A 24,826-nucleotide genomic window follows, 5' to 3' on the forward strand; every position below is an offset into this window, starting at 1 on the left:
TCGGCTATATGCTCCTTAGAAAGGAGGTGATCCAGCCGCACCTTCCGGTACGGCTACCTTGTTACGACTTCGTCCCAATCGCCAGTCCCACCTTCGACAGCTCCCTCCCTTACGGGTTGGGCCACCGGCTTCGGGTGTTACCGACTTTCGTGACGTGACGGGCGGTGTGTACAAGGCCCGGGAACGTATTCACCGCAGCAATGCTGATCTGCGATTACTAGCAACTCCGACTTCATGGGGTCGAGTTGCAGACCCCAATCCGAACTGAGACCGGCTTTTTGAGATTCGCTCCGCCTCGCGGCATCGCAGCTCATTGTACCGGCCATTGTAGCACGTGTGCAGCCCAAGACATAAGGGGCATGATGACTTGACGTCGTCCCCACCTTCCTCCGAGTTGACCCCGGCAGTCTCCTGTGAGTCCCCATCACCCCGAAGGGCATGCTGGCAACACAGAACAAGGGTTGCGCTCGTTGCGGGACTTAACCCAACATCTCACGACACGAGCTGACGACAGCCATGCACCACCTGTATACCGACCACAAGGGGGCGACCATCTCTGGCCGTTTCCGGTATATGTCAAGCCTTGGTAAGGTTCTTCGCGTTGCGTCGAATTAAGCCACATGCTCCGCTGCTTGTGCGGGCCCCCGTCAATTCCTTTGAGTTTTAGCCTTGCGGCCGTACTCCCCAGGCGGGGAACTTAATGCGTTAGCTGCGGCACCGACGACGTGGAATGTCGCCAACACCTAGTTCCCAACGTTTACGGCGTGGACTACCAGGGTATCTAATCCTGTTCGCTCCCCACGCTTTCGCTCCTCAGCGTCAGTAATGGCCCAGAGATCCGCCTTCGCCACCGGTGTTCCTCCTGATATCTGCGCATTTCACCGCTACACCAGGAATTCCGATCTCCCCTACCACACTCTAGCCTGCCCGTATCGAATGCAGACCCGGGGTTAAGCCCCGGGCTTTCACATCCGACGCGACAAGCCGCCTACGAGCTCTTTACGCCCAATAATTCCGGACAACGCTTGCGCCCTACGTATTACCGCGGCTGCTGGCACGTAGTTAGCCGGCGCTTCTTCTGCAGGTACCGTCACTTTCGCTTCTTCCCTGCTGAAAGAGGTTTACAACCCGAAGGCCGTCATCCCTCACGCGGCGTCGCTGCATCAGGCTTTCGCCCATTGTGCAATATTCCCCACTGCTGCCTCCCGTAGGAGTCTGGGCCGTGTCTCAGTCCCAGTGTGGCCGGTCGCCCTCTCAGGCCGGCTACCCGTCGTCGCCTTGGTAGGCCATTACCCCACCAACAAGCTGATAGGCCGCGGGCTCATCCTTCACCGCCGGAGCTTTTAACCCCCGCCCATGCAGGCAGGAGTGTTATCCGGTATTAGACCCCGTTTCCAGGGCTTGTCCCAGAGTGAAGGGCAGATTGCCCACGTGTTACTCACCCGTTCGCCACTAATCCACCCCGAAGGGCTTCATCGTTCGACTTGCATGTGTTAAGCACGCCGCCAGCGTTCGTCCTGAGCCAGGATCAAACTCTCCGTGAATGTTTACCCGTAATCGGGTGCCCACTCGCGTTGAGCGGGACAGTCATGCCGGAATATGGCCGACCGTCCACTGCGTCCTCGCTGTTGTGGTTGCCTGCAAGCACCCGAAGGCCTCACAGGTCTTTTTCAAAGGAACCTCATCCACCGAAGTGGACGGGGTATCAACTTCTGGCGTTGATTTTTGGCACGCTGTTGAGTTCTCAAGGAACGGACGCTTCCTTTGTACTCACCCTCTCGGGCTTTCCTCCGGGCTTCGTTCTTCGTTTCCGACTCTATCAGACTCTTTCGTGTCCGATTCCCGGTCGAAGCGGGTTTCACTTTCCAGGTATTCGCTTTCGCGTTTCCCTTTCCGGCGATTCCGACTCTATCAGAAGTTTCCCACCGGTTTTTCCGGCGTTCACATCCTGAAAAGGAGTTGGCTGTGCCCCGCGATGAGGAATTGAATTCCTTGAGGGGGGCGAGAAAGACTTTAAACCATCGCTGCCGAACTTGTCCAGTTCGAGGCAACCGTTCGAATCTACCTCCCCACAGCCACCGTGTCAACGGTGTTTGCGGGACAGACGAGGAGACTAGCAGCTCGGCGGCCCCCTCCGCACATCAGGCCGCGGTCGGGAGCGTCGCGCTCTGGTCGGCCGCTTCGACGTCGCCGACCTCGCCCGCGCGGGCGGCGCGGCCGCCGAGGACGTACACGTACGTCAGGAACAGGGCCTCCACCACGACGCCGATGCCGATGCGGGCCCAGGTGGGCAGGCCGGAGGGGGTGACGAAGCCTTCCAGCGTGCCCGCGACGAACAGGACCGCCGCCAGGCCGATCGCCATGCCGAGGGCCGCGCGGCCCTGTTCGGCGAGGGCTTCGCGGCGGGTGCGGGGGCCCGGGTCGATGACCGTCCAGCCGAGGCGCAGGCCCGTACCGGCGGCGACGAACACCGCCGTCAGTTCGAGCAGGCCGTGCGGGAGGATCAGGCCGATGAAGACGTCGAGACGGCCGGCCGAGGACATCAGGCCGATGCCGACCCCGAGGTTCAGCATGTTCTGGAAGAGGATCCACAGCACCGGGATGCCGAGGAAGGCGCCGAAGACCAGGCAGATCGCGACGGCCTGCGCGTTGTTCGTCCAGACCTGGGCGGCGAACGAGGCCGCCGGGTGGCTGGAGTAGTACGTCTCGTACTGCCCGCCGGGGCGGGTCATCTCGCGCAGGTGCTCCGGCGCCCCGATCGAGGCCTGGACCTCGGGGTGGACGGCTATCCACCAGCCGATGAGCGCGGCCAGGGCCGTCGACAGCACCGCGGTGGGTATCCACCAGTGGCGGCTGCGGTAGACCGCGGCGGGGAATCCGGCGGTGAAGAAGCGGGCGGCGTCGCGCCAGCCGGCCCGGCGGGCGCCGGTCACCGTCGCGCGGGCGCGGGCGACCAGCTGGGTCAGCCGGCCGATCAGCGCCGGGTCGGGCGCGCTCGACTGGACCAGGGAGAGGTGGGTCGAGGTGCGCTGGTAGAGCGCGACGAGTTCGTCGGCCTCGGCTCCGGTGAGGCGGCGGCCGCGGCGCAGGAGCACGTCCAGGCGGTCCCATTCCGCGCGGTGCGCGGCCACGAACACATCGAGATCCATCCGGTTACCGCTCCCCTGCCCCAGGTTCCCTGCTCCTACTGTGGTCAGCTTGGCAGACTTGATGAACAAGGGGCGGGGCAGGTCACGTGAAGGGTGTGCGTCGGTGAGCGATCTTGTGACGGGGGACGCGGTCGTCCTGGGGCTGAGACCTGCGAGGGTGCCGAGCCGGGGGCTGGCGTTCGTCCTCGACCTGGTCGTGTACTTCACCGGCTATCAATTGATCAACATCGGTCTGATCTTCGCCGTCGCCTCCCTGGACACGGCGGCCACGGCCGCGGTCCTGGTGGGGGCCTTCCTGCTGTTCATGATCGGTGTGCCGATCGCGGTGGAGACGCTGAGCCACGGGCGTTCGCTCGGGAAGCTCGCGTGCGGTCTGCGCGTGGTGCGCGACGACGGCGGTCCGATCCGCTTCCGGCACGCGCTGGTGCGCGGCGCGATGGGCGCGGTGGAACTGCTGGGCACCTCCGGGATCGTGGCGTGCATCGCCTCGCTGGTGTCGGAGCGGGGGCGGCGGCTCGGGGACGTCTTCGCGGGGACGCTGGTGGTGCGCGAGCGGGTGCCGGGGGCGCGGTTGCAGCCGGTGCCGCCCCCGCCGCCGGGGCTGGCCGGGCGGTTCACCGGGCTGGACCTGTCGGGCGTACCGGACGGGCTGTGGCTGGCGATCCGCCAGTACCTGACCCGGATGGGGCAGCTGGACCCGCAGGTGGGCGCGGGGATGGCGGTGCGGCTGGCCGACGATCTGGTGGCGCGTACGGGGACGCCCCCGCCGCCGGGGGTGCCCGCGGCGGCGTACCTGGCGGCCGTGGTGCACGAGCGGCAGTCGCGCGATGCGGCGCGGGCCTTCGGGGCCGGGCCGGCGCCGTACGCCGCGCCCGCGCCGTACGCCGCTCCGGCGGCCGCGCCGCAGCAGTACGGCGGTTACGTACCCCCGCTGCCAGCGGCAGCCGTGCCGCCTGCGGCTCCGGTGGCTCCTGTGGCTCCTGTGGCTCCTGTGGCTGTGGAGAAGCCGCGGGGCGGCGGGTTCGCGCCGCCCGGGTAGCGAGGCACCGGACACCCCCTGGGGGTCAGTTCCCGTCCGGGAAGTCCGGGAAGTCCGGGAAGTCCGGGAAGGTGGAGGGCGGGGTCTCCAGGTGTTCCAGTTCGATGCCGGGGGCCGAGAGGACCACGTCGCCCGCGAGGTGGACCGTGTGCACCTCGCCCGTGTCGAGGGCGCTGATCCGGTAGGTGTCCACCAGCAGCGGGCCGCTGTCGGTGGCGTGTTCCGCGCGCTCGGTGAGCTGCCAGGCCTGGTCGACGGTGCGGGGCGCGAGCACCGGGTCGGTGAGCGCCACCAGGCGGATCCGGGTCGCGGGGCCGCCCGGCGCGAGGCGCAGCAGGCGGGCCGTGGAGACGAGGAAGGCCGGCGAGGTGCCGGTGAAGCCCGACGCGCGGACGTTGCCCTCGGTGGCCTCGCTGCCGGTGGGGTCGGTACGGACCCACGTGACCCCGTCGATCGCGGCGCCGCGGACCTGCCAGCTCGACGCGTTCAGCTCCATCCGGATCGGGCGGCCCAGCTCGTCGACGGCCAGGTCGACGGAGCCCCGGTGGGCGCCGTCGGGGGTGGTGAGCTGGGCGACGTACCGCCAGCCGGAGGGGCCCGGCGCGCAGTGGAAGTGCTCCTCGCCGAGCGGGGTGTGGTCGTGCGTGTCGTGGAGCGAGTAGCGGCCGCGCGGCATGGCTCGCCTTTCGGGAGGAGGAGTACGGCGTCGTCGGATACGGGGCAGGCCCCCGGCATGGCTGCCGGGGGCCTGCTGACGTGCGGTGCTGGTGCTGCCGCTGATCCGGTCGGATCAGTAGCGGTAGTGGTCCGGCTTGAACGGGCCCTCGACCGGGACGCCGATGTACGAGGCCTGCTCCGGGCGCAGGGTGGTCAGCCGGACGCCGAGGGCGTCGAGGTGCAGGCGCGCGACCTTCTCGTCCAGGTGCTTCGGAAGGACGTAGACGTCGGTCGGGTACTCGGACTGCTTCGTGAACAGCTCGATCTGGGCCAGGGTCTGGTCCGCGAAGGAGTTGGACATGACGAAGGACGGGTGACCGGTCGCGTTGCCGAGGTTCAGCAGACGGCCCTCGGAGAGGACGATCAGGACCTTGCCGTCGGGGAACTTCCAGGTGTGGACCTGCGGCTTGACCTCGTCCTTGACGATGCCGTCGATCTTCGCGAGACCGGCCATGTCGATCTCGTTGTCGAAGTGGCCGATGTTGCCCACGATGGCCTGGTGCTTCATCTTGGCCATGTCGGCGGCCATGATGATGTCCTTGTTGCCGGTCGTGGTGATGAAGATGTCTGCGGTCTCGACGACGTCTTCGAGGCGGGCCACCTGGTAGCCGTCCATGGCCGCCTGGAGGGCGCAGATCGGGTCGATCTCGGTGACGATGACGCGCGCGCCCTGGCCGCGGAGGGACTCGGCGCAGCCCTTGCCGACGTCGCCGTAGCCGAAGACGACCGCGACCTTGCCGCCGATGAGGACGTCGGTGGCGCGGTTGATGCCGTCGATGAGGGAGTGGCGGCAGCCGTACTTGTTGTCGAACTTCGACTTGGTGACGGCGTCGTTCACATTGATCGCCGGGAAGAGCAGGGTGCCTTCCTGCATCATTTCGTACAGGCGGTGGACACCGGTGGTGGTCTCCTCGGTGACGCCGCGGATCTCGGACGCGAGCTGCGTCCACTTCTGCGGGGCCTCGCCGAGGGTGCGGTTCAGCAGCGTGAGGATGTGGGCGTACTCCTCGGAGTCCGCCGTCGACGGGTCCGGGGCCGCGCCGGCCTTCTCGAACTCGACGCCCTTGTGGACGAGGAGGGTGGCGTCACCACCGTCGTCGAGGATCATGTTCGGGCCGCCGGTGGGGGTGTTCGGCCAGGTCAGCGCCTGCTCCGTGCACCACCAGTACTCCTCCAGGGTCTCGCCCTTCCAGGCGAAGACGGGGACGCCGGCCGGGGCCTCGGGGGTACCGGTCGGGCCGACGGCGATGGCGGCGGCCGCGTGGTCCTGGGTGGAGAAGATGTTGCAGGAGGCCCAGCGGACGTCGGCGCCGAGCGCGACGAGGGTCTCGATGAGCACGGCGGTCTGGACCGTCATGTGCAGGGAGCCGGTGACGCGGGCGCCCGCGAGCGGCTGGGCCGCCGCGTACTCGGCGCGGATCGACATCAGACCGGGCATCTCGTGCTCGGCGAGGGTGATCTCCTTGCGGCCGAAGGCGGCGAGGGAGAGGTCGGCGACCTTGAAGTCGGTCAAGTCGGCAGTCATGCGTGCTGCTCCTCGTGGTTTCGAGAGGTGGGTACGGCTGAGCCGTGCACCGGCGGAACGGCGCACCGAGCACAGTCCGTCGGAGGCCCTCTCTCCCCACGGCCGGTCGCGAAGACCGCCCGACCGCCATCAGCGGCGACGCCTGACACTGATGACGAATCTACACCGATCGGCCGAGCGCGCCCCAGTGGGCCGCGGATCCTGTCGTGTCCGAGTTCAGGCCTTCCGAAGGGGAGTTTTGGGGCCTTTTGGACTTTTGATGCGCCCCTTACCTGGGGGAGGATGCCGGTGGATCGGAACATACGCGCGGTCCATGGCGTGAGGAGATATCAGTGACCAGTCCGGCAGGCCCTTCGGACACAGGCCCTTCAGACGGCGGGGGCGCGAGCGGGAACAAGCGCCTGAAGCTGCTCGCCGTGACCGCGTGCCCCACGGGGATCGCGCACACCTACATGGCGGCGGAGAAGCTCCAGCAGGCGGCCGAGCGCCTCGGCATCGACATGAAGGTGGAGACGCAGGGCTCCATCGGCGCCGAGAACGTGCTCACTGACAACGATGTCAGGGAGGCGGACGGGATCATCATCGCCGCCGACAAGGAAGTGGACCGCGAGCGCTTCGCGGGCAAGCGGGTGCTGTCCACCGGTGTCGCGGACGGCATCCACAAGCCGGAGGAACTGATCGAGCGCGCCCAGAGCGCGCCGGTGCAGCAGGGCACGGCGGCCGCGGCCGGTTCGGGCGGGAGCGGCGGCAAGGAGCGCAGCCTCGCGTACAAGGCGCTGATGAACGGCGTCTCGTACATGATCCCCTTCGTGGTGGTCGGCGGTCTGCTGATCGCCATCGCGCTGGCCCTGGGCGGTCACGCCACCGAGACCGGCTACGCGGTCACCCCGGGCACCTTCTGGGACCACATCTTCCAGATCGGCGTCCTCGGCTTCACCCTGATGATCCCGATCCTGTCCGGGTACATCGCCTATGCGATCGGTGACCGGCCCGCGCTGGTGCCGGGCATGATCGGCGGCTTCATCGCGAACACCGGGTCGCTCTACGACTCCAAGGCGGGCGCGGGCTTCATCGGCGCCATCGTGACGGGCTTCCTCGCCGGTTTCCTGGTCCTGTGGATCAAGAAGGTCAAGGTTCCCAAGGTCGTCCAGCCGATCATGCCGATCATCGTGATCCCGATCATCGCGACGACGGCGCTCGGCCTGTTCTTCATCTACGTCATCGGCAAGCCCATCTCCTGGGTGTTCGAGAACCTGACCAGCTGGCTGTCCGGGATGACCGGCACCAGCGCGATCCTGCTCGGCGCGCTGCTCGGCCTGATGATCGCCTTCGACATGGGCGGTCCCGTCAACAAGACGGCCTTCCTCTTCGGTACGGGCCTCATCGCGTCCGGCAACTACGCGGTCATGGGCATGTGCGCGGCGGCCATCCCGGTCATGCCGCTCGGCCAGGGCCTGGCCACGGTGCTGCGCCGCAAGCTGTACTCCGACCAGGAGCGCGACACCGGTATGGCGGCCCTGTTCATGGGCATGTTCGGCATTTCGGAGGGCGCGATCCCCTTCGCGGCGGCGCGCCCGGCCGTCGTCATCCCCGCGAACATGCTCGGCGGCGCGGTCGCCGGTGCGATCGCGGGTGTCGCGGGGGTCGGCGACCACGTGCCGCACGGCGGGCCCGTCGTCGCCGCGCTCGGCGCGATCAGTGGCTGGGCCTGGTTCCTGATCGCCATCGCGGCGGGCACGGTGGTCACGGCGCTCACCACGAACGCGCTGATCGAGCTGAAGGAGCGCAAGCGGGGCGGCGGGGCGGTGGTGGCCGGTTCCGGCGGGGGTGCGGTCGTGCCGGAGGCGGTGCCGGTGCTGGTGGGTGCGGGTGCGGGTGCGGGTGCCGGGACGGCTGTACGGGCCTCCCAGGCGGCCCCGGCGGCCGGGTCGGCCGTCGTCGCGGCGGGCGCGGAGCCCGAGGTGCTCTCCGGCTACCTGACCGAGCAGACCGTGAAGACCGAGCTGGCCGCGGACGGCAAGGAGGCCGCGATCCGCGAGATGGCGGCGATGCTCGCGACCACCGGCAATGTCCGGGACACGGAGGAGCTGGTGCGGGTCGCGCTGGCCCGCGAGGCGCAGGGCACCACCGGGCTCGGCGAGTCGATCGCCATTCCGCACGCCAAGACGGATGCGGTGAGCCGGCCCACCGTCGGCTTCGCCCGGTCCGCCGAGGGCATCGAGTGGGGCGCCCTCGACGGTACGAAGGCCCGGCTGGTCTTCATGATCTCCGTGCCGGAGGCTGCGGCGGGCGACGAGCACCTGCGGATCCTGGCGCTGCTGTCGCGCAAGCTGATGGACTCCGGCTTCCGGGACCGGCTCCAGTCGGCGCCCGACGAGGCGGCCATCCTGAACGTCCTGCGCGAGATCCGGTAGCCGCGCCTCGCCCTCAAACGCCGGGCGGGCTGGAGGTGCGGGCCCCGGCCCAGCCCCGGGTGAAGCCATACGCGCGCAAGCGCAGCCCCTGCAGGGCAAACCCAGCCCGCCCGGCGATTGAGGGCCCGCCGGAGGCAACACCAGCCACCCGACGACGGAGGGCAGGGGCCGGAGCGCAGCCACGCGGGCCTCTATGCCTCCGGCGGGCCCTCAAACGCCGGGCAGGCTGAAGGTGCGGGCCCCGCCCGGAAAGACTAGAAGTGCTGGCCCGGCCCGGGCGGGCTGGGTGTGCGCCCCGGCCCGGGAGGGTGGATGTGCGGCCCCGGCCCGGGCGGGTGGATGTGCGGCCCCCGGCCCGGGAGGGCTCGGGGTGCGTCAGGCCGAGGGGGTGCCTTGGGCCGCGGCTTCGGGGTGGTAGATGTCCGGCTCCAGGTAGATCACGCGGGCGATCGGGACCGCCTCGCGGATGCGGGCCTCGGCCGCGTTGATCGCGTTCGCGACCTCCGTGGCGGTGTCGTCGTGCTGGACGGCGATCTTGGCCGCGACCAGGAGTTCCTCCGGGCCGAGGTGGAGCGTGCGCATGTGGATGACGCGGGTGACGGTGTCCCCGTCGACGAGCGCGGCCTTGATCGCCTCGACCTCGTCGGGGCCGGCGGACTCGCCCAGGAGCAGGGACTTGGTCTCGGCGGCCAGGATGATCGCGATGGCGATGAGCAGGACGCCGATGCACAGGGTGCCGATGCCGTCCCAGATCCCGTTGTCGGTGATCAGGGCGATGCCTACGCCGCCTAGGGCGAGGACGAGGCCGATCAGTGCGCCGAAGTCCTCCAGGAGGACGACGGGCAGTTCGGGGGCCTTGGCCCGCTTGATGAACTGGCTCCACGACAGCGAGCCGCGGATCTCGTTCGACTCCTTGATCGCGGTGCGGAAGGAGAACGACTCGGCGATGATCGCGAAGACCAGGACGCCGACCGGCCAGTACCACTGCTCGATGGGGTGCGGTTCCTTGATCTTCTCGACGCCCTCGTAGATGGCGAACATGCCACCGACGGTGAAGAGCACGATGGAGACGAGGAAGGCGTAGATGTACCGCTCGCGGCCGTAGCCGAAGGGGTGTTGCGGGGTCGCCTCGCGCTGGGCCTTCTTGCCGCCGAGGAGCAGCAGCCCCTGGTTGCCGGAGTCCGCCAGCGAGTGGACGCCTTCCGCGAGCATCGACGACGATCCGCTGAAGAACCAGGCCACGAACTTGGCTACAGCGATGGCGAGGTTGGCGGCGAGTGCCGCCACGATCGCCTTGGTACCGCCCGACGCACTCATGGTGTGGGGACATCCCTTCCTCGGTACGGCGGCCCTGGCCGGGGCGCCGTGCTACGGCCGCACATTGTTGCAGCCACCGCCACGGACGGTACGTCAGAGCACCACCGTGGCACGGAAGACCGTACCGGTTCCGGACAAGGTGGTCTTTTCGCCCGCCGGGACGAAGACCGATTCGCCCGGGGCCAGGGTCAGTTCACCCGCGCGCGGGGCGCCCGCGGTGCAGAGCAGGATCTGCGGGGCGGTGCCGGGGAGGGTGCGGGGGGCGCCGCCGGGGGCGAGGACGAAGCGGGAGAGCCGGAATTCGTCGATGGGGGTCGCGTAGACCTCTTCGCCGTCCCCGTCGTCCTCGGGGCGCAGCACGCCCGGGTCGCCCGGCTCGAAGCGGACGATCTTCAGCAGTTCGGGGACGTCCACGTGCTTGGGGGTGAGTCCGGCGCGCAGCACGTTGTCGGAGTTGGCGAGGAGTTCCACGCCGAGGCCGTCGAGGTAGGCGTGCGGGACTCCGGCGCCGAGGAACACGGCCTCGCCGGGCTGCAGCCGGAAGTGGTTGAGCAGCATGGCCGCGATCACGCCGGGGTCGCCGGGGAACTCGTGGACGAGCGCCGCGTACGGTGCGTACGGTCCCCCGAGCCGCTCGGCGGCGGCCGCGGCCTCGGTCACCGTACGGGCCATCTCGGCGCGGTCCGCGGTCAGGACGGCGGTGAGCACCTCGCGCAGCGCCGCCTCCTCCGGGTGGGCGCGCAGCAGGTCGACGTACGGCTTGAGGCTGTCCACTTCGAGGCCCGCGAGCAGGTCGGCGGCCTCGCGCGGCGGGCGGAACCCGCACAGCCCGTCGAAGGGGGTCAGCGCGCAGAGCATCTCGGGCTTGTGGTTGGCGTCCTTGTAGTTGCGGTGGCCCGCGTCGATCGGGACGCCCCGGCGCTCCTCGTCGGCGAAGCCCTCCTGCGCCTGCGCCAGGTCGGGGTGGACCTGGAGGGAGAGCGGGGCGCCGGCCGCGAGGAGCTTGAGCAGGAAGGGCAGCCGCGGGCCGAACCTGGCGACGGCGGCCGCGCCGAGTTCGCCCTCGGGGTCGGCGTCGATGACCTCGGACAGGGTCGTCCCGCCCGCCCCGCGGTCGAGCCGGGAGGGGGCGCCGGGGTGGGCGCCCATCCACATCTCGGCCTGCGGCTCGCCGGTGGGCGGGACGCCGAGCAGCGCCGGAATGGCGGTGGCCGAGCCCCAGGCGTAGGGGCGGATCGTGTTGGTGAGGCGGTCCATCGGTCTTCGTCTTCCTGAGAGGAGGGCGGGCACAGGTGCGTGCCCTCAGGTACGTCCCCTGGTGGCCAGCGCGAGGTAGGCGGTGGCGAAGTCCGTGACGGCGAGGAGTTCGGCGAGCTGTTCGAGGTCGCCGCCCTCCTCTGGTTCGATCTCGCTGATGGCCGTGTCGTGGCTGTGGGCGAGTTCGCGTGCGGCGGGCGCGGCGGTGAGTCCGCCGGTGGGCCGGTCACGCAGCAGGACGACCCGGGCGTGCAGAGCCTGTGGCTCCTCGACCCGGTCACGGAAGAAATCGTCGGGATCGGCGCCCGCGGCGAGGGCGCCCGCGAGCAGGGTGCCGTGGGCGGGCAGCGCCTCGGGCAGTTCGGCGGCGAGCGCGGGGCGGCCCGCCAGTTCGGCGAGGGTGGCGGCGAAGCGGCGGCCGGCCGGGCCCGCGGCGGCGCCCTCGCTCCAGATCAGGGCGAGGGAGTCGGCGAGTTCGGAGGCGAGGGTCTTGGCCGGGTTGCCGTAGGTCGCGATCGCGGGTCCGCAGCGTTCGGCGGTGCGGTCGAGGCGGTCGGCGACCAGCTGGAGGGTGGCGGGGGCGGCGGTGACCAGGCCGAGCTTGTCGAGGAGGACGAGCAGCGGGGTCAGCAGGGCCCACAGAGCGCCGGGTCCGGCGGCGGCGCTCTCGTCGTACTCCTGGTACGGGGCCTTGGCCATCGGTACGAAGAGCCCGTGCGCGCCGAGGACGGCCTCGCTGAGCGGGGACCGCTCGGGGGCCACGGCGACGATGGTGCAGCCGCGCCGGTAGGCCTGTTCGACGAGGGCTTCGAGGCCGGGCTCGGTGCCGTCGGTGGTGGTGAGGAGCAGCAGGTCCACGGGGCCGGCCCAGCCGGGCAGGGTCCAGCGCATGGCTCCGGCGGCGGGGGCCACGCCCGAGGGGTGCAGCCTGCTGACCGGGGCGACCGCGCCCGCGAGGGCGGCGATCAGGTCGGCGACGCCGGTGGCGGCGGTGCCGGGGCCCGCGATCATGACGGCCCGCGGCCGCCCGTCGGGGCGCAGGTCGTCCAGCCCGGCCTCGGCCGCGTGCCGGACCGCGGTGCGGACCCTGGCTCCGGCGTCGGCGGCACCGCGGAGCAGGCCGCTGCGGTCTGCGCGGGCCAGCTCCTCGGGTGCGTCGAGCAGCGAGTCGTCGAGCATGGCGGCCTCCGGTCGTCTGAGGGGCGTCTCGGGGCCAACGTAGCGCCCGGAGGGAACGTGGGGCCCGTATTGCCGATCACTTCGGACGGTCGGGCCGCGGCCCGGTGCTAGCCGGGGCGGCGGGCCTCGTCGACGAGGAGGACGGGGATGCCGTCGCGCACGGGGTACGCGAGGCCGCAGTCCTGGCCGGTGCAGATCAGCTCGGGAGCGTCCGCGTCGGCCGACTGGTCACGCAGCGGTGCGTGGCAGGCGGGGCAGGCGAGGATCTCCAGCAGGCCGGCTTCGAGCGGCATGGGGCGGTTCCCTTCGGGGATGCGGATGGGCCTGGTCAGCGTACCGCCGAGTCCCATGCGGTGCGGGGCGGAGGTGCCCGGTGCAGCGCCGTTGCCGGGGGCTCTGCCTCCGGACCCCCGCGCCTCAATCGCCAGCGGGGCTGAATCTGCCGCGCAGCGGCAAAGATTCAGCCCCGCCGGCGATGGCGTCAGGCGCGGACGAGCGCGAGCACCTCGTCGCGCACCTTGTGCAGGGTCGCGGTGTCGCGGGCCTCCACGTTCAGGCGCAGCAGCGGCTCGGTGTTGGAGGGCCGCAGGTTGAACCACCAGTCGGCGCCGGTGACGGTGAGCCCGTCCAGTTCGTCGGTGGCCACGCCGTCCTGGCCGGCGTACGCCGCCTTGACGGCCGCCATCCGGCCGGCCTGGTCGGCGACGGTGGAGTTGATCTCGCCGGAGCCCCGGTAGCGGTCGTAGGAGGCGACCAGCTCGGAGAGCGGGCCGTCCTGGCCGCCGAGGGCGGCGAGGACGTGGAGCGCGGCGAGCATGCCGGTGTCCGCGTTCCAGAAGTCCTTGAAGTAGTAGTGCGCCGAGTGCTCGCCGCCGAAGATGGCGCCGGACTTGGCCATCTCCTCCTTGATGAAGGAGTGGCCGACGCGGGTGCGGACGGGGGTGCCGCCGTGCTCGCGGACGACCTCGGGGACGGACCAGGAGGTGATCAGGTTGTGGATCACGACGCCGGTGCCGCCGTTGCGGGCCAGCTCGCGGGCCGCGACGAGGGCGGTGATCGCGGACGGGGAGACGCCCTCGCCGCGCTCGTCGACGACGAAGCAGCGGTCGGCGTCGCCGTCGAAGGCGAGGCCGAGGTCGGCGCCCTCGGCGAGGACGCGGGCCTGCAGGTCGACGATGTTCTTCGGGTCGAGGGGGTTGGCCTCGTGGTTCGGGAAGGTGCCGTCCAGTTCGAAGTACATCGGTACGACGTCCAGCGGCAGCCCGTCGAAGACGGTCGGGACGGTGTGGCCGCCCATGCCGTTGCCCGCGTCAACGACGACCTTCAGGGGGCGGATCGAGGTGAGGTCGACCAGGCCCTTGAGGTGCTCGGCGTATCCGGTGAGGGTGTCGCGCTCGGTGATGGTGCCGGCGGCGACGGGGGCGGTCTCGGGGGCGCCTTCTTCGGACCACCGCTCGACGAGTTCGCGGATCTGCGCGAGGCCGGTGTCCTGGCCCACGGGGGCGGCGCCCGCCCGGCACAGCTTGATGCCGTTGTACTGGGCGGGGTTGTGCGAGGCGGTGAACATGGCGCCGGGCAGGTCGAGCAGGCCGGAGGCGTAGTAGAGCTGGTCCGTGGAGCACAGGCCGATGAGGGTGACGTCGACCCCGCGGGCCGCGGCGCCGCGGGCGAAGGCGCCGGACAGGCCGGGCGAGGAGGGGCGCATGTCGTGGCCGATGACGATCGCCGTGGCGTTCGTGACCTCGACGAAGGCCGCGCCGAACAGCTCCGCCAAACGCTCGTCCCACTCGTCCGGGACGACGCCCCGGACGTCGTACGCCTTGACGATGTTCGAAAGATCAGCAGCCACTGCCTGCCCTCCTGAGGGTTCTGTGCGGGGCACCAAACCTACCCTGCACGCCGGGCATCTCTTCCGACGATCGGGTTACGGCCAGTGGTCGGGAGGGGAGCGGCGGGCCGGGAGGGAGGGCTCAGGACTCGGGCGAGCGCAGGACCCGCAGGTGGCCGCGCCGGGTGGGGCCGTTGGCCTGCCCGGGGGCCGCGGAAGGGTTCGCTCCGCTGCCGGGGCCGCCGCTCTGGGCGCCGCCGGAGCGCTCCGTGCGCTCGTACGGCCGGGCCGCCTCGCGGACGGCGTTGGCGAGGGCTTCGAGGTCGTCCCCGCTGGGCCGGGAGGGCGGGCCGCCGTCCGACAGGCGTACGACGTCCCAGCCGCGGGGCGCGGTGAGGCGCTCCGAGTGCTCGGCGCACAGGTCGTAGCAGTGGGGTTCCGCGTAGGTGGCGAGCGGGCCGAGGACTGCGGTCGAATCGGCGTAGACGTACGTCAGTGTCGCGACGGCAGGGCGGCCGCACGCGGTGCGAGAACAGCGACGTACAAGGCTCACGACGTTGGACGGTACCGCACTCTTGACCGGGCCGCGACGACTCCACCTCGGCCGGGTGCCGTGTCGTCATCCGAACCCGGGCGGGGGGCCGTTGCGAGCGGGCCCCCGGCGCGGCGGTGCGGGCTACCCTGCCAGGGTGATGGACATCCCCCTGACTCCGCCCGCTCCCCCTGCCGATGGAACTCCCCGGGAACCCCGGCCGCGACGGCGCGACCGGCACGGACGGGGGATGCGCGGACCGCTCGCTCCCCCGCAGGTGCCGCTGTCCGCGAGTCGCGCGGAGCTGTTCGGGGACCTCGTACGGGACTCGGTCGAGCGGCTGGAGCGGCGCTGGCCGCAGCTGGCGGACGTGGAGTTCATGGTGGGCGAGGTGCCCGCGCCGCCCGGCGGTCCGGACGGCGGCTGGAACGACGAGGCGGTCCCGCTGGGCGGGATGGTCTCCCCGGAGGGCGGGCGGGCCGCGCGGATCGTGGTGTACCGGCGGCCCGTGGAGATCCGGACGAAGTCGCGGGACGAGCGGGCGATGCTCGTGCACGAGATCGTGGTGGAGCAGGTCGCGGAGTTGCTCGGGCTCACGCCCGAGACGGTGGATCCGCGGTACGGACAGGAGTAGTCCGGACAGGGGTGGGGCGGGGTTGTTCTCCCGCTCAGTCGGTCAGGATCGAGAGGTCCTGGACGGCCTTGGGCACCGGGACCGTGCCGTGGTCGTCCGTGAAGGTCTGGACCGTGAACATCGGGATGCCCTCGTGCGGCAGGGACAGCGTGCGGGCCGCGTGGACCGGTCCGCCCGAGAGGGTTTCGACGGTCAGCGCGTACGAACCCTTGCCGCCCGCCGGGGCCGGGGGCTGCGGGACCAGCAGGGTGGTGCCCGCCTTGACGGTGAACTCCTTGGCGGCGGCCTCGCCGCCCTGGGTGCCCGGGGAGGCGGTGATCCGGACCTTCGCGTCGGCCGCGCCGGCGGGCACGGTCAGCGACACGGTGGTCGCGCCCGTATCGGTGCGGTTGTCGGCGACGGTGGCGCGGGCGCCGACCGGGCCGGAGGCGGCGATGAAGCCGAGTTCCTGCTTGGTGCCGGTGCCCCGGACCACCCGGAGCGCGGCCACCACGGGGGTGGCCTTGCGGCCGTCGGACGGGGTCAGGACGAGTGAACCGGCTTCGCCGCGGGTGACGTCCTTGAGGTCGACGCTCGCCGACATGCCGCCCTTGACGTGCAGCTGTTCGTTGCCCGCGGGGGTGATCGAGGCGCCGGGTCCGGCGAGGCGCAGCTTGAGGTCCGCGTCCTCCTCGCCGGGCGCGTAGGCGATCAGCCGTACGGAGGTGGCGTCGGCCGGGATCCCGGGCAGTACGAGGGAGCCCGCCGGGTCGGTCGAGGCGGGCAGCCAGTCGGCACCCACGCCCTCCTCCGCGACCTGGACCGAGGCGCCGACCCGGCCCGAGCGGGTCGTCACGTGGGCGGTGAGGTCGGCGAGCTGGGCGCCGGGCGCGATGGTGGACAGCAGCACGGGGACGCTGGACTTGGGGCCGATCTTGATGTTCTCGCCGCTGCCCGCTTCGGTCTTCAGGGCGCCGTCGGGGCCGAAGAGCTGGATGTCGACGACGGCGGGGGTGTCGTCCGCGTTGGTGAGGTGGACGTAGTCCTGGCGGCCCTTGGCGGTACTCGCGCCGGGGAACCAGAACTCGGTGCCGGGGGCGGTGCAGGCGACCCCGAGGAGGCCGCGCGCCTGGCCCACGGCGACCTGGGTGGTCTGCTGGGCGGTCCAGCCGGGGGCGAGGGCGCCGTCGGCGGTGCCGGTGAGCGCGGGGGCCTCGGCGCCGGTGGAGGAGGCGCCGACCGGGGTGCCGGGGGTCTTGGGTTCCAGGAGCGGCTTGGCGTCCTTGGTGGCGCCGGTGAGCCGGGCGCCGCCCTTGCTCGTTCCCGGCTTGCCCGGGGTGATCGTCGTGTAGGTGGTCTCGGCGATGTCGGAGGTGCTGGGCGCGGGGCAGACCAGGGTGGAGCGCTCGACGGGGAGCCGGGCCGCGGACTGCTGGCGGGCCTTGGCGTCGGCGGCGGCCGGGGCCGCGGGCGCGGTGAGGACGGCGACGCCGGTGACGGCGGCGAGGGCGGCGGTGACGGCCGCGAGGGTCAGGGGGGCGCGCTTCACTGCTGGGGGCTCCCGTCCGGGCGCTGGATGGGCTGTCCGTAGGCGTCGTACTGGGCGTACGGGTCGTACGGGTACGGCTGCTGGGGCTGCTGCGGCTGCTGCTGGGGGTATTGCTGCGCGTACGGGTCGTACGGCTGCTGCGACGGCTGCTGGGGGTAGCCGTACTGCGGGTCGGGCTGCTGCTCGTAGCCGGGGGCGTGGCCCTGGTCGGCGTACACCGGGTCCTGGTCTGCGTACGCCGGGTCCGGCTGGGCGTATGCGGCGTACTCGGTGTGCGGGTACTCCTGCTGGGCGGGGATCTGCGCGTACGGGTCGGCGACGGCCGCCTCGGCGGCGGTGGGACCGGCCGCGGGGGCGGCCTCCGCGCGCAGGCGGCGGGCGCGGCGGCCCTCGCCCGCTTCGGCCGGTCCGGGCTGGGCCGGTACGGCGCCCTCCTCGTCCGGCAGGTCGTCGTCCAGGCTGCGGCGGCGGCCCGGCAGGGCCATCACGAGGAGCAGGAGGGCGAGCGCGCCCTGGGTCCAGTGCCAGGCGGTGCGGGCGAGCGAGTCGGCGTGGACCAGGTCCAGGCGGCCGCCCGCGGCGGGGAGTTCGAAGCCCTGGGCCCAGCCGTCGACCGTCTTGCTCTTCAGCGGCTTGCCGTCGAGGGTGGCCCGCCAGCCGGGGGCGGTCCGGTCGGCGATGCGCAGGACGCGGCCCGCCTCGCCCGCCCCGATCTTGGTGTGGGCTTCGACGGGACCGGAGGCGACCGGGATGGGGGCCTCGCCCGCCTTGCCGGGGACGATCACCACACGGGCGACCTGGCGGTCGACCCGCCACAGGGCGTCGCCGTCGAGCTGGCTGAGGCGGCTGAGGCCCGGGGTGGCGTCGAGGACCCGGCGGATCTGCTGCGGGGCGCCGTCGCGCACCAGGACGTAGCGGATGGCGAAGCCGCCGAGCTGGGCGCTCTGGTCGGCGCCGGAGCCCGCGACCAGGCTGGAGACCACCTTGTCGAGGCGGGTGTCGCTGCCCGCCGTGGCGGCGAGTTCGGCGTCGCCGAGGCGGCCGCCGGAGCCGCGGACCAGGGTGTAGTGGACCTGGGCGGCCGAGCCGCCGCCGAGGACGAGGGTGCGGGCCTGGTCGCGGGTGCCGCTCTCCTCGGCGACGAAGGCGGGCACCTGGACGGGGTCGCGGCGTTCCAGCGGGCCGTCGGCTCCGCCGAGCATCCAGCCCGCGGCGAGGAGCAGCGGGCCCGCGGCGGCGGCGAGGGCGATGAGCGCGGCGAGCGGCTGGCGCCAGCCGAAGCTGCGGGCGGCGACGCGTTCCTTGGCTCCGTCGGCGCCGACGGCGGCGGCGGCGAGCAGGGCCAGGCCGTAGACGAGGGTGGCGGGACCGGCCCAGCCGGTGCGGTTGACCAGGACCGCGAGGAGCAGCGCGGCGAGCGCGACGGCCCAGGCGGTGACGACGGCGGAGCGGCGCTCCTCGCGCAGCAGGGCGGCCAGCGCGGCGACGACGATGCCGAGGAGGAGCAGTCCGGCGGTGGCTCGGGGGCCGCCGGGGCTGATGCCGAGGAGGTCGAGGGCGGAGGCCGCGCCGGAGCCGTGGGCCAGGCCCGCCTCGCGCAGGAGGGCGGCGGGGTGCGTGAACAGGCCCAGCGACCAGGGGGCGAGGACCAGCGGCGGGACGGCGAGGGTGGCGGCGAGCCGGGGGGCGTACGTCTTCCACGCGGCCCGGCGCACGGCCAGCGCGGCCAGCCCGAGGAGGGCGGCGAGCGGCCAGAGCACCGGGGTGAAGGCGATCGCCACGGTCAGCAGCAGGGTGTACGTCCACACCGCGCGCCAGCTGCCCTTGCCCCCGTCGGCGGCGCCCGGGCCCGCGAACCCGGAGGCGGTGACGGCGGAGCGGGCGATGAGCGGCAGCAGCACGGCGAGGACGGCGGTGCCGAGGCGGCCGGTGGCCAGCGCGCCGGTGACGGCGGGCAGGAAGGCGTAGGCGATGGCGGCCCAGGCGCGCAGCAGCCGGGAGCCGACCAGCGGCCGGGAGGCGAAGTAGGCGGTGAGTCCGGCGAGCGGGACGGAGCAGACGAGGAGCAGGGTCAGCGCGGCCTGGGTGGAGCCGAACAGCAGGGTGGCGAGCGCGCCGAGGACGGCGAGGTAGGGGGGTGCGCCCGCGGTGGAGCCGGTGCCGACGGGGTGCCAGTCGTCGGCGTAGCCGTGCCAGAGGGCGAGGGCGCCGTCGGGGGCGGGGAGCAGGGCGCCGCCCATCAGGGAGCCGCCGCCGAGGAGGCCGCGGCAGGCGACGAGGGAGGCGAGGAGCAGGAGGGCGAAGAGGACGGGCGCGGGCTTGCGGGCGATCCGCTTGAGGCGCGCGAACTGTTCGATCTCCAGGAAGTCGGCGTCGTCGCCGCCGGGGCCGGATTCGACGGCTCCGCCGTGCCTGCTGGCGCCGCCGGGTTCGCTGTCGCGGTCGGCGCCGAAGTACCCGGCGAGCTGTTCGACGTTGGCGCGCACGGTGGCGCCGGGCGGCGGGAAGAGCGGGCGCAGTTCCCTGGCCGGGACGGCGGGGCGGCCGCGGCGTCTGCGGGCGCCGAGGATCCGGCCGGGGCGCAGCAGGGTGCCGAGCAGTCCGGCGACCTCGTCGACGGCCTGGCCGGGGGCCTTGCCGATCAGGTAGGCGAGGGTGCGCAGGGCGGTGCCGAGGAGGATGCGGAGCAGGACGTACGGCAGGGACCGGCCGGAGGAGTTGACGAGGACGGTGTAGGTGGCGCCCGCCTTGTCGACGCGGTGGGGGCTGACGCTGGAGCGGCCGGCGCAGTCGACGGTGCGGCGTTCGCGGGCGGAGGCCTCGGCGTGGCGCAGTACGGCGTCGGGGGCGACGAGGACGGTGTGCCCGGCGCTCTGGACCCGCCAGCACAGGTCGACGTCGTCGCGCATCAGGGGCAGTCGGCGGTCGAAGCCGCCGAGGGCGTCGTAGACGTCGCGGCGCACCAGCATGCCCGCGGTGGACACGGAGAGCACCGGGCGGACCTGGTCGTGCTGGCCCTGGTCCTGCTCGCGGCGGTCCAGGCCGGTCCAGCGGCGGCCGCTGCGGGCGATGGTGACACCGGCTTCGAGCAGCTGCTTGGCGTCGTACCAGCCGCGCAGCTTGGGGCCGATGACGGCGGCTTCGGGGTTCTCCTCGGCGACCCGCAGGAGTTCGGCGAGGGCGTCGGGGGCGGGGGCGCAGTCGTCGTGGAGCAGCCAGAGCCACTGGACGGGTTCGCCGTGCGGCAGGTCGGGGAGGTCGTAGTTCTCGTCCTGCCAGGTGCGGCCGACGGGGTCCCAGCCGCTGGGGCGCTTGAGGTAGGGCAGGTCCTCGGGGGTGAGGACGCCCGCGGAGCGGGCGGCCTCGTCGACGGCCGCGCCGAATCCGGTGCGGCGGGCGAGGTGCAGGACCCGCTCGTCACCGAAGGCTTCGGCGAGCAGCCGCGCGGAGTCGTCGGAGCTGCCGTTGTCGGCGGCGACGTGGTTCTGGGCGGGGCGTTCCTGGCCGAGCAGTCCGGAGAGGGTCTGGGGCAGCCAGCGGGCACCGTCGTGGGCGACGACGACCGCGGTGACGACGTGCCGGGGGAACTCGGGGACGGCGGGGCCCTGGTGGGAGGCCGTCGAGTGGCTGTGCAGGGACATCGCGGTACGGGCCCTCCGGCCGGGGGTCCGGGGGTGGTGTGCCCTCGGAGGCTGCTGGACAGCGGCCCACACTAACGGCTGGGAACACGACGGTCCGCCTCCTGCGGGGAAGGTGCGGGAGGCGGACCGTTTGCTCTGTCGCCGATGTGGTGCGGGTGCGCATCACCCCGGTGCGGTGTGCCGGATCGGGTATGCCGGGACGTATCGCCGCAATCGGACTGCGGCCCTTCGGACTGCGGCCTTTCAGACTGCGGCCTTTCAGACTGCGGCCTTTTTCAGCCGGCGGCGTTCACGCTCGGACAGTCCGCCCCAGATTCCGAATCGCTCGTCGTTGGCGAGGGCGTACTCAAGGCATTCGGAGCGGACCTCACAGGCGAGGCAGACCTTCTTGGCCTCGCGGGTGGAGCCGCCCTTCTCGGGAAAGAAGGATTCGGGGTCGGTCTGGGCGCACAGTGCGCGCTCCTGCCAGCCGAGCTCCTCGTCCGCCTCCTCGACCAGCAGTTCCTGAAACAGCTCGGTCATGTGCGCCCCTCGCTCTGTCTTCGCGTCCCCGTGGTGTTGCCGTCACCGATCGCTACGGAACGACACGAGTGAAATTACAAGGAGGGGCTACTGCGCAGTCAAGCCGAGATCTGCTATTGGGCCCCTTATTCACTCTGCGGAACCAAGCGTATGCAGAAAGTGTTCATATCGCCAAAAATCGTGACACATGCCACACGTACGGACGGATGGTGACCAGTGGTGACCAGATGACGCCCCCAGCGGCCTACGTCCAAGATCGACGCGCCTCTTCCGGCCGGGGTTGCATTCCGGTCACGGAAGCGGCGCAGATCACGTGCGCGGGTGTGGTTGCACCGCCACATCCCCTGCCCGGGACTGCACAAACCTTTCTCCATGCAACTTAACCGGATGAGGTGAACTTTTCGACCAAACCAGACATTGGGTTGACAGTCGCCCCCACGAACCGGTCTCCTTGTTGCCATGTCAGCGCCCGCAGCCGCCACCCGGACCCCCATTCGTGGGTTCCTGTGCGCTGCCCAGGTTCGCTGTTGCTGTTGCAGCTGTTGATGCCCACGGAGCTCCGGCTCCCCCGAGCACCGGCTTCGCACCCCCAGCAACCGACCGCGCCACCGCGCCACTGACATCCGTCGAGGTACCTCCGCAATGAACGCGACGCACCCCCAGGCAGCCCCGAACGCCCCGCAGGTCATCGAGAGCGACCTCCAGATCGCGGGCGACATCCTCTCCGTCCAGCACCTCCTCCAGCCCCCGCGCGAGCACCCGGCCACCGTCGCCGAGTTCGCCGGGCTCGCCCGCTCCATCGCCGGGGACCGCTCGCAGTGGGAGCACCTCGTCGAGTACGACGCCACCTCGCGCTGGTACCACCGGCTGCGCACCGGCCCCGGCTACGAGGTGTGGCTGCTCAGCTGGGTCCCCGGCCAGGGCAGCGGCACCCACGACCACGGCCCGTCCTCCGGCGTGCTCACCGTCCTGGAGGGCGCGCTCACCGAGCACACCGCCCGCGGACCGCGCACCCTCGCCGCGGGCAGCCAGCGGGTCTTCGCCCCCGGCTACGCCCACGAGGTGGTCAACGACTCCCTCGACGGCGCGGTCAGCCTGCACGTGTACTTCCCCGGCCTGACCGAGATGCCGATGCACGACGCGCCTTCCTGCTCCCCGGCCCGCCAGACCCCCGTATCCGCCTGACAGTCCCACCCGTCACCCGACCACCGCCCCTCAAGGGCCAGCCTGCGGCTGACAGACTGTCTGCATGCGCATTGTTGTACTGGCCGGCGGCATCGGCGGCGCCCGTTTCCTCCGGGGACTCAAGTCGGCCGAGCCCGACGCGGACATCACGGTCATCGGCAACACCGGTGACGACATTCACCTGTTCGGGCTCAAGGTGTGCCCCGACTTGGACACGGTGATGTACACCCTCGGCGGTGGCATCAACGAGGACCAGGGCTGGGGCCGCACCGACGAATCCTTCAAGGTCAAGGAGGAACTCGCGGCCTATGGGGTCGGACCGGACTGGTTCGGCCTCGGCGACCGCGACTTCGCGACCCACATCGTGCGGACCCAGATGCTCGCCGCGGGCTACCCGCTGAGCGCCGTCACCGAGGCGCTGTGCGACCGCTGGCAGCCCGGGGTGCGGCTGCTGCCGATGTCCGACGACCGGGTCGAGACCCACGTCGCGGTCACCGACGCGGCCACCGGCGAGCGGAAGGTCATCCACTTCCAGGAGTACTGGGTCCGGCTGCGGGCCTCGGTGGACGCGGAGGCCGTCGTACCCGTGGGGGCCGAACAGGCCAAGCCCGCGCCCGGCGTCCTGGAGGCCATCGCGGCCGCCGACGTGATCGTCTTCCCGCCGTCCAACCCCGTCGTCTCCATCGGCACCATCCTCGCCGTCCCCGGGATCCGCGAGGCCGTGGCCGCCGCCGGGGCGCCCGTGGTCGGCCTCTCCCCCATCGTCGGGGGCGCTCCCGTGCGCGGCATGGCGGACAAGGTGCTGGCCGCCGTCGGCGTCGAGTCCACGGCCGCCGCGGTCGCCCTGCACTACGGCACCGGACTGCTGGACGGCTGGCTCGTCGACACCTCGGACGCGGACGCGACCGCCGAGGTCGAGGCCGCCGGGATCACCTGCCGCGCGGTGCCGCTGATGATGACCGACCTCGCCGCCACCACCGCGATGGCCCGGGCCGCGCTGGACCTGGCCGAGGCCTCCCGGTGAGCTCGTACGTCCCTGCTGACCTCCCGTCGTACGTCCCTGCGGACCTCCCCTCGTACGAGGTACGGGCGGTGGCCGGACTCCCGGAGGTCCGGCCCGGTGACGACCTGGCGGGGCTGATCGCGGGCGCCGCGCCGGACCTGCGCGACGGGGACGTCCTGCTCGTCACCTCGAAGATCGTCTCCAAGGCGGAGGGCCGGATCCTCGCCGCGGACTCCCGCGAGGAGGCCATAGACGCCGAGACGGTACGGGTGGTCGCGCGCCGAGGTCCGCTGCGCATCGTCGAGAACCGGCAGGGCCTGGTCATGGCCGCCGCCGGGGTCGACGCCTCCAACACGGCCCCGGGCACGGTCCTGCTGCTGCCGGTCGACCCGGACGCCTCGGCGCGCGCGATCCGCGAGGGGCTGCGGACGGCCCTGTCCGTGGACGTCGGCGTCATCGTCACCGACACCTTCGGGCGACCCTGGCGCACCGGGCTGACGGACGTCGCGATCGGCGCCGCCGGGGTACGCGTCCTGGACGACCTGCGCGGCGGCACCGACGCCCACGGCAACCCGCTCGGCGCGACGATCGTGGCCACCGCCGACGAACTGGCCGCGGCCGGAGACCTGGTCAAGGGCAAGGCGGCCGGGCTGCCGGTGGCCGTCGTGCGCGGGCTCGGCCACCTGGTCGCCGAGGGCGGCTCGGCGCGCGAACTGGTCCGCTCCCCCGCCGACGACATGTTCCGGCTGGGCACCTCCGAGGCGGTACGGGAAGCCGTGCACGGCCGCCGGACGGTACGGGAGTTCACCGCCGACCCCGTCGACCCCGGCGCCGTACGCCGGGCCGTCGCGGCGGCCGTCACCGCGCCCGCGCCGCACCACACGACGCCGTGGCGGTTCGTGCTGCTGGAATCGGCCGCGGCGCGGCTGGAGCTGCTGGACGCGATGCGGGACGCGTGGATCGCGGACCTGCGGCGGGACGGGAAGTCCGCGGAGTCGATCGCGAAGCGGGTCCGGCGCGGGGACGTGCTGCGCGCGGCCCCGTACCTGGTCGTGCCCTGTCTGGTGACGGACGGGGCGCACGACTACGGGCACGCGCGGCGGGACGCGGCCGAGCGGGAGATGTTCGTGGTCGCGATGGGCGCGGGCGTCCAGAACTTCCTGGTCGCGCTGGCCGGGGAACGGCTCGGGTCGGCGTGGGTGTCCTCGACGATGTTCTGCCGGGACGTCGTGCGCAAGGTGCTGGCGCTGCCCGACGACTGGGACCCGATGGGGGCGGTGGCGGTCGGTCACGCCGCGGGGGCGCCGCGCGAGCGGGCCGGGCGGGACGCGGCGGACTTCATCGAGGTGCGCTGAC

Annotated in this window: 18 protein-coding genes and 1 rRNA gene; 6 read left to right on the plus strand and 13 right to left on the minus strand. The window is 71.9% G+C overall.

Features of this window, described 5'->3' with window-relative positions; all coding sequences use genetic code 11:
* Window positions 1–19: 19 nt before the first annotated feature.
* Window positions 20–1,544 (minus strand): 16S ribosomal RNA (locus tag OHS33_RS14090).
* Between the two features lie 597 nt (window positions 1,545–2,141).
* Window positions 2,142–3,149, minus strand: coding sequence for a stage II sporulation protein M (locus OHS33_RS14095; RefSeq protein WP_330330745.1), 1,008 nt, complete (start codon window positions 3,147–3,149; stop codon window positions 2,142–2,144).
* A gap of 103 nt (window positions 3,150–3,252) precedes the next feature.
* Here OHS33_RS14095 and OHS33_RS14100 point away from each other — a divergent pair, with 103 nt between their 5' ends.
* The gene (locus OHS33_RS14100; protein ID WP_330330746.1) at window positions 3,253–4,188 is read left to right on the plus strand and encodes an RDD family protein; all 936 of its coding nucleotides are present in this window, start codon (window positions 3,253–3,255) and stop codon (window positions 4,186–4,188) included.
* Window positions 4,189–4,213: 25 nt separating this feature from the next.
* On the opposite strand, the gene OHS33_RS14105 is transcribed toward OHS33_RS14100, so the two are convergent.
* Both OHS33_RS14105 and ahcY read right to left on the minus strand, forming a co-directional pair.
* Window positions 4,214–4,864, minus strand: a complete 651-nt coding sequence (locus OHS33_RS14105; RefSeq protein WP_330330747.1) for a hypothetical protein — start codon at window positions 4,862–4,864, stop codon at window positions 4,214–4,216.
* Window positions 4,865–4,978: 114 nt separating this feature from the next.
* Window positions 4,979–6,430, minus strand: coding sequence for an adenosylhomocysteinase (gene ahcY, locus OHS33_RS14110; protein WP_330330748.1), 1,452 nt, complete (start codon window positions 6,428–6,430; stop codon window positions 4,979–4,981).
* Window positions 6,431–6,762: 332 nt separating this feature from the next.
* On the opposite strand from ahcY, the gene OHS33_RS14115 reads away from it, so the two are divergent.
* On the plus strand, window positions 6,763–8,844 hold the full coding sequence (locus tag OHS33_RS14115) for a fructose-specific PTS transporter subunit EIIC (RefSeq protein ID WP_443065298.1): 2,082 nt from the start codon (window positions 6,763–6,765) through the stop codon (window positions 8,842–8,844).
* A 375-nt stretch (window positions 8,845–9,219) separates the two neighbouring features.
* Here the strand turns inward: OHS33_RS14115 and OHS33_RS14120 are convergent, their stop codons facing one another.
* From OHS33_RS14120 to OHS33_RS14145, 6 genes are all read right to left on the minus strand, one after another.
* Complete coding sequence (locus tag OHS33_RS14120; protein WP_330330750.1) at window positions 9,220–10,161, minus strand: cation diffusion facilitator family transporter; 942 nt, start codon at window positions 10,159–10,161, stop codon at window positions 9,220–9,222.
* 93 nt (window positions 10,162–10,254) lie between these two features.
* Complete coding sequence (gene manA / locus OHS33_RS14125; protein ID WP_330330751.1) at window positions 10,255–11,418, minus strand: mannose-6-phosphate isomerase, class I; 1,164 nt, start codon at window positions 11,416–11,418, stop codon at window positions 10,255–10,257.
* A 45-nt stretch (window positions 11,419–11,463) separates the two neighbouring features.
* A complete protein-coding gene (locus OHS33_RS14130) occupies window positions 11,464–12,597 on the minus strand; it encodes an SIS domain-containing protein (protein WP_330330752.1) in 1,134 nt (377 codons plus the stop codon).
* Window positions 12,598–12,704: 107 nt separating this feature from the next.
* Window positions 12,705–12,890 carry a Trm112 family protein gene (locus OHS33_RS14135; RefSeq protein ID WP_330330753.1) on the minus strand — a complete coding sequence of 62 codons (186 nt, stop codon included), beginning with the start codon at window positions 12,888–12,890 and terminating at the stop codon, window positions 12,705–12,707.
* 188 nt (window positions 12,891–13,078) lie between these two features.
* Entirely contained in the window at window positions 13,079–14,446 is a 1,368-nt protein-coding gene (locus OHS33_RS14140) for a phosphomannomutase/phosphoglucomutase (RefSeq protein WP_330330754.1), read from the minus strand.
* Between the two features lie 121 nt (window positions 14,447–14,567).
* Complete coding sequence (locus OHS33_RS14145; RefSeq protein WP_330330755.1) at window positions 14,568–14,978, minus strand: DUF3499 domain-containing protein; 411 nt, start codon at window positions 14,976–14,978, stop codon at window positions 14,568–14,570.
* Window positions 14,979–15,117: 139 nt separating this feature from the next.
* Between OHS33_RS14145 and OHS33_RS14150 the strand changes: the two genes are divergently transcribed.
* Complete coding sequence (locus OHS33_RS14150; RefSeq protein WP_330335044.1) at window positions 15,118–15,591, plus strand: metallopeptidase family protein; 474 nt, start codon at window positions 15,118–15,120, stop codon at window positions 15,589–15,591.
* A 34-nt stretch (window positions 15,592–15,625) separates the two neighbouring features.
* On the opposite strand, the gene OHS33_RS14155 is transcribed toward OHS33_RS14150, so the two are convergent.
* The 3 genes from OHS33_RS14155 to OHS33_RS14165 all read right to left on the minus strand — a co-directional run bounded on the left by OHS33_RS14155 (window position 15,626) and on the right by OHS33_RS14165 (window position 21,282).
* Window positions 15,626–17,119 carry a DUF5719 family protein gene (locus OHS33_RS14155; protein WP_330330756.1) on the minus strand — a complete coding sequence of 498 codons (1,494 nt, stop codon included), beginning with the start codon at window positions 17,117–17,119 and terminating at the stop codon, window positions 15,626–15,628.
* The gene (locus OHS33_RS14160) at window positions 17,116–20,760 is read right to left on the minus strand and encodes a glycosyltransferase family 2 protein (RefSeq protein WP_330330757.1); all 3,645 of its coding nucleotides are present in this window, start codon (window positions 20,758–20,760) and stop codon (window positions 17,116–17,118) included. Before OHS33_RS14160 ends, OHS33_RS14155 begins: the two co-directional genes overlap by 4 nt.
* A gap of 258 nt (window positions 20,761–21,018) precedes the next feature.
* Complete coding sequence (locus OHS33_RS14165) at window positions 21,019–21,282, minus strand: WhiB family transcriptional regulator (protein ID WP_003983763.1); 264 nt, start codon at window positions 21,280–21,282, stop codon at window positions 21,019–21,021.
* A 642-nt stretch (window positions 21,283–21,924) separates the two neighbouring features.
* On the opposite strand from OHS33_RS14165, the gene OHS33_RS14170 reads away from it, so the two are divergent.
* From OHS33_RS14170 to OHS33_RS14180, 3 genes are all read left to right on the plus strand, one after another.
* Window positions 21,925–22,467, plus strand: a complete 543-nt coding sequence (locus OHS33_RS14170) for a cysteine dioxygenase (protein ID WP_330330758.1) — start codon at window positions 21,925–21,927, stop codon at window positions 22,465–22,467.
* Window positions 22,468–22,531: 64 nt separating this feature from the next.
* A complete protein-coding gene (gene cofD / locus OHS33_RS14175; RefSeq protein WP_330330759.1) occupies window positions 22,532–23,491 on the plus strand; it encodes a 2-phospho-L-lactate transferase in 960 nt (319 codons plus the stop codon).
* Window positions 23,488–24,825, plus strand: coding sequence for a coenzyme F420-0:L-glutamate ligase (locus OHS33_RS14180; protein ID WP_330330760.1), 1,338 nt, complete (start codon window positions 23,488–23,490; stop codon window positions 24,823–24,825). Before cofD ends, OHS33_RS14180 begins: the two co-directional genes overlap by 4 nt.
* Window position 24,826 lies beyond the last annotated feature (1 nt).

This window comes from Streptomyces sp. NBC_00536 (assembly GCF_036346295.1).
GTDB lineage: Bacteria > Actinomycetota > Actinomycetes > Streptomycetales > Streptomycetaceae > Streptomyces.

Coding starts and splice junctions, on each gene's coding strand:
- OHS33_RS14095 (WP_330330745.1), bottom strand. CDS start 3,149: ATGGATCTCGATGTGTTCGTGGCCGCGCACCGCGCGGAATGGGACCGC.
- OHS33_RS14105 (WP_330330747.1), bottom strand. CDS start 4,864: ATGCCGCGCGGCCGCTACTCGCTCCACGACACGCACGACCACACCCCG.
- ahcY (WP_330330748.1), bottom strand. CDS start 6,430: ATGACTGCCGACTTGACCGACTTCAAGGTCGCCGACCTCTCCCTCGCC.
- OHS33_RS14120 (WP_330330750.1), bottom strand. CDS start 10,161: ATGAGTGCGTCGGGCGGTACCAAGGCGATCGTGGCGGCACTCGCCGCC.
- manA (WP_330330751.1), bottom strand. CDS start 11,418: ATGGACCGCCTCACCAACACGATCCGCCCCTACGCCTGGGGCTCGGCC.
- OHS33_RS14130 (WP_330330752.1), bottom strand. CDS start 12,597: ATGCTCGACGACTCGCTGCTCGACGCACCCGAGGAGCTGGCCCGCGCA.
- OHS33_RS14135 (WP_330330753.1), bottom strand. CDS start 12,890: ATGCCGCTCGAAGCCGGCCTGCTGGAGATCCTCGCCTGCCCCGCCTGC.
- OHS33_RS14150 (WP_330335044.1), top strand. CDS start 15,118: ATGGACATCCCCCTGACTCCGCCCGCTCCCCCTGCCGATGGAACTCCC.
- OHS33_RS14160 (WP_330330757.1), bottom strand. CDS start 20,760: ATGTCCCTGCACAGCCACTCGACGGCCTCCCACCAGGGCCCCGCCGTC.
- OHS33_RS14165 (WP_003983763.1), bottom strand. CDS start 21,282: ATGACCGAGCTGTTTCAGGAACTGCTGGTCGAGGAGGCGGACGAGGAG.
- OHS33_RS14170 (WP_330330758.1), top strand. CDS start 21,925: ATGAACGCGACGCACCCCCAGGCAGCCCCGAACGCCCCGCAGGTCATC.
- cofD (WP_330330759.1), top strand. CDS start 22,532: ATGCGCATTGTTGTACTGGCCGGCGGCATCGGCGGCGCCCGTTTCCTC.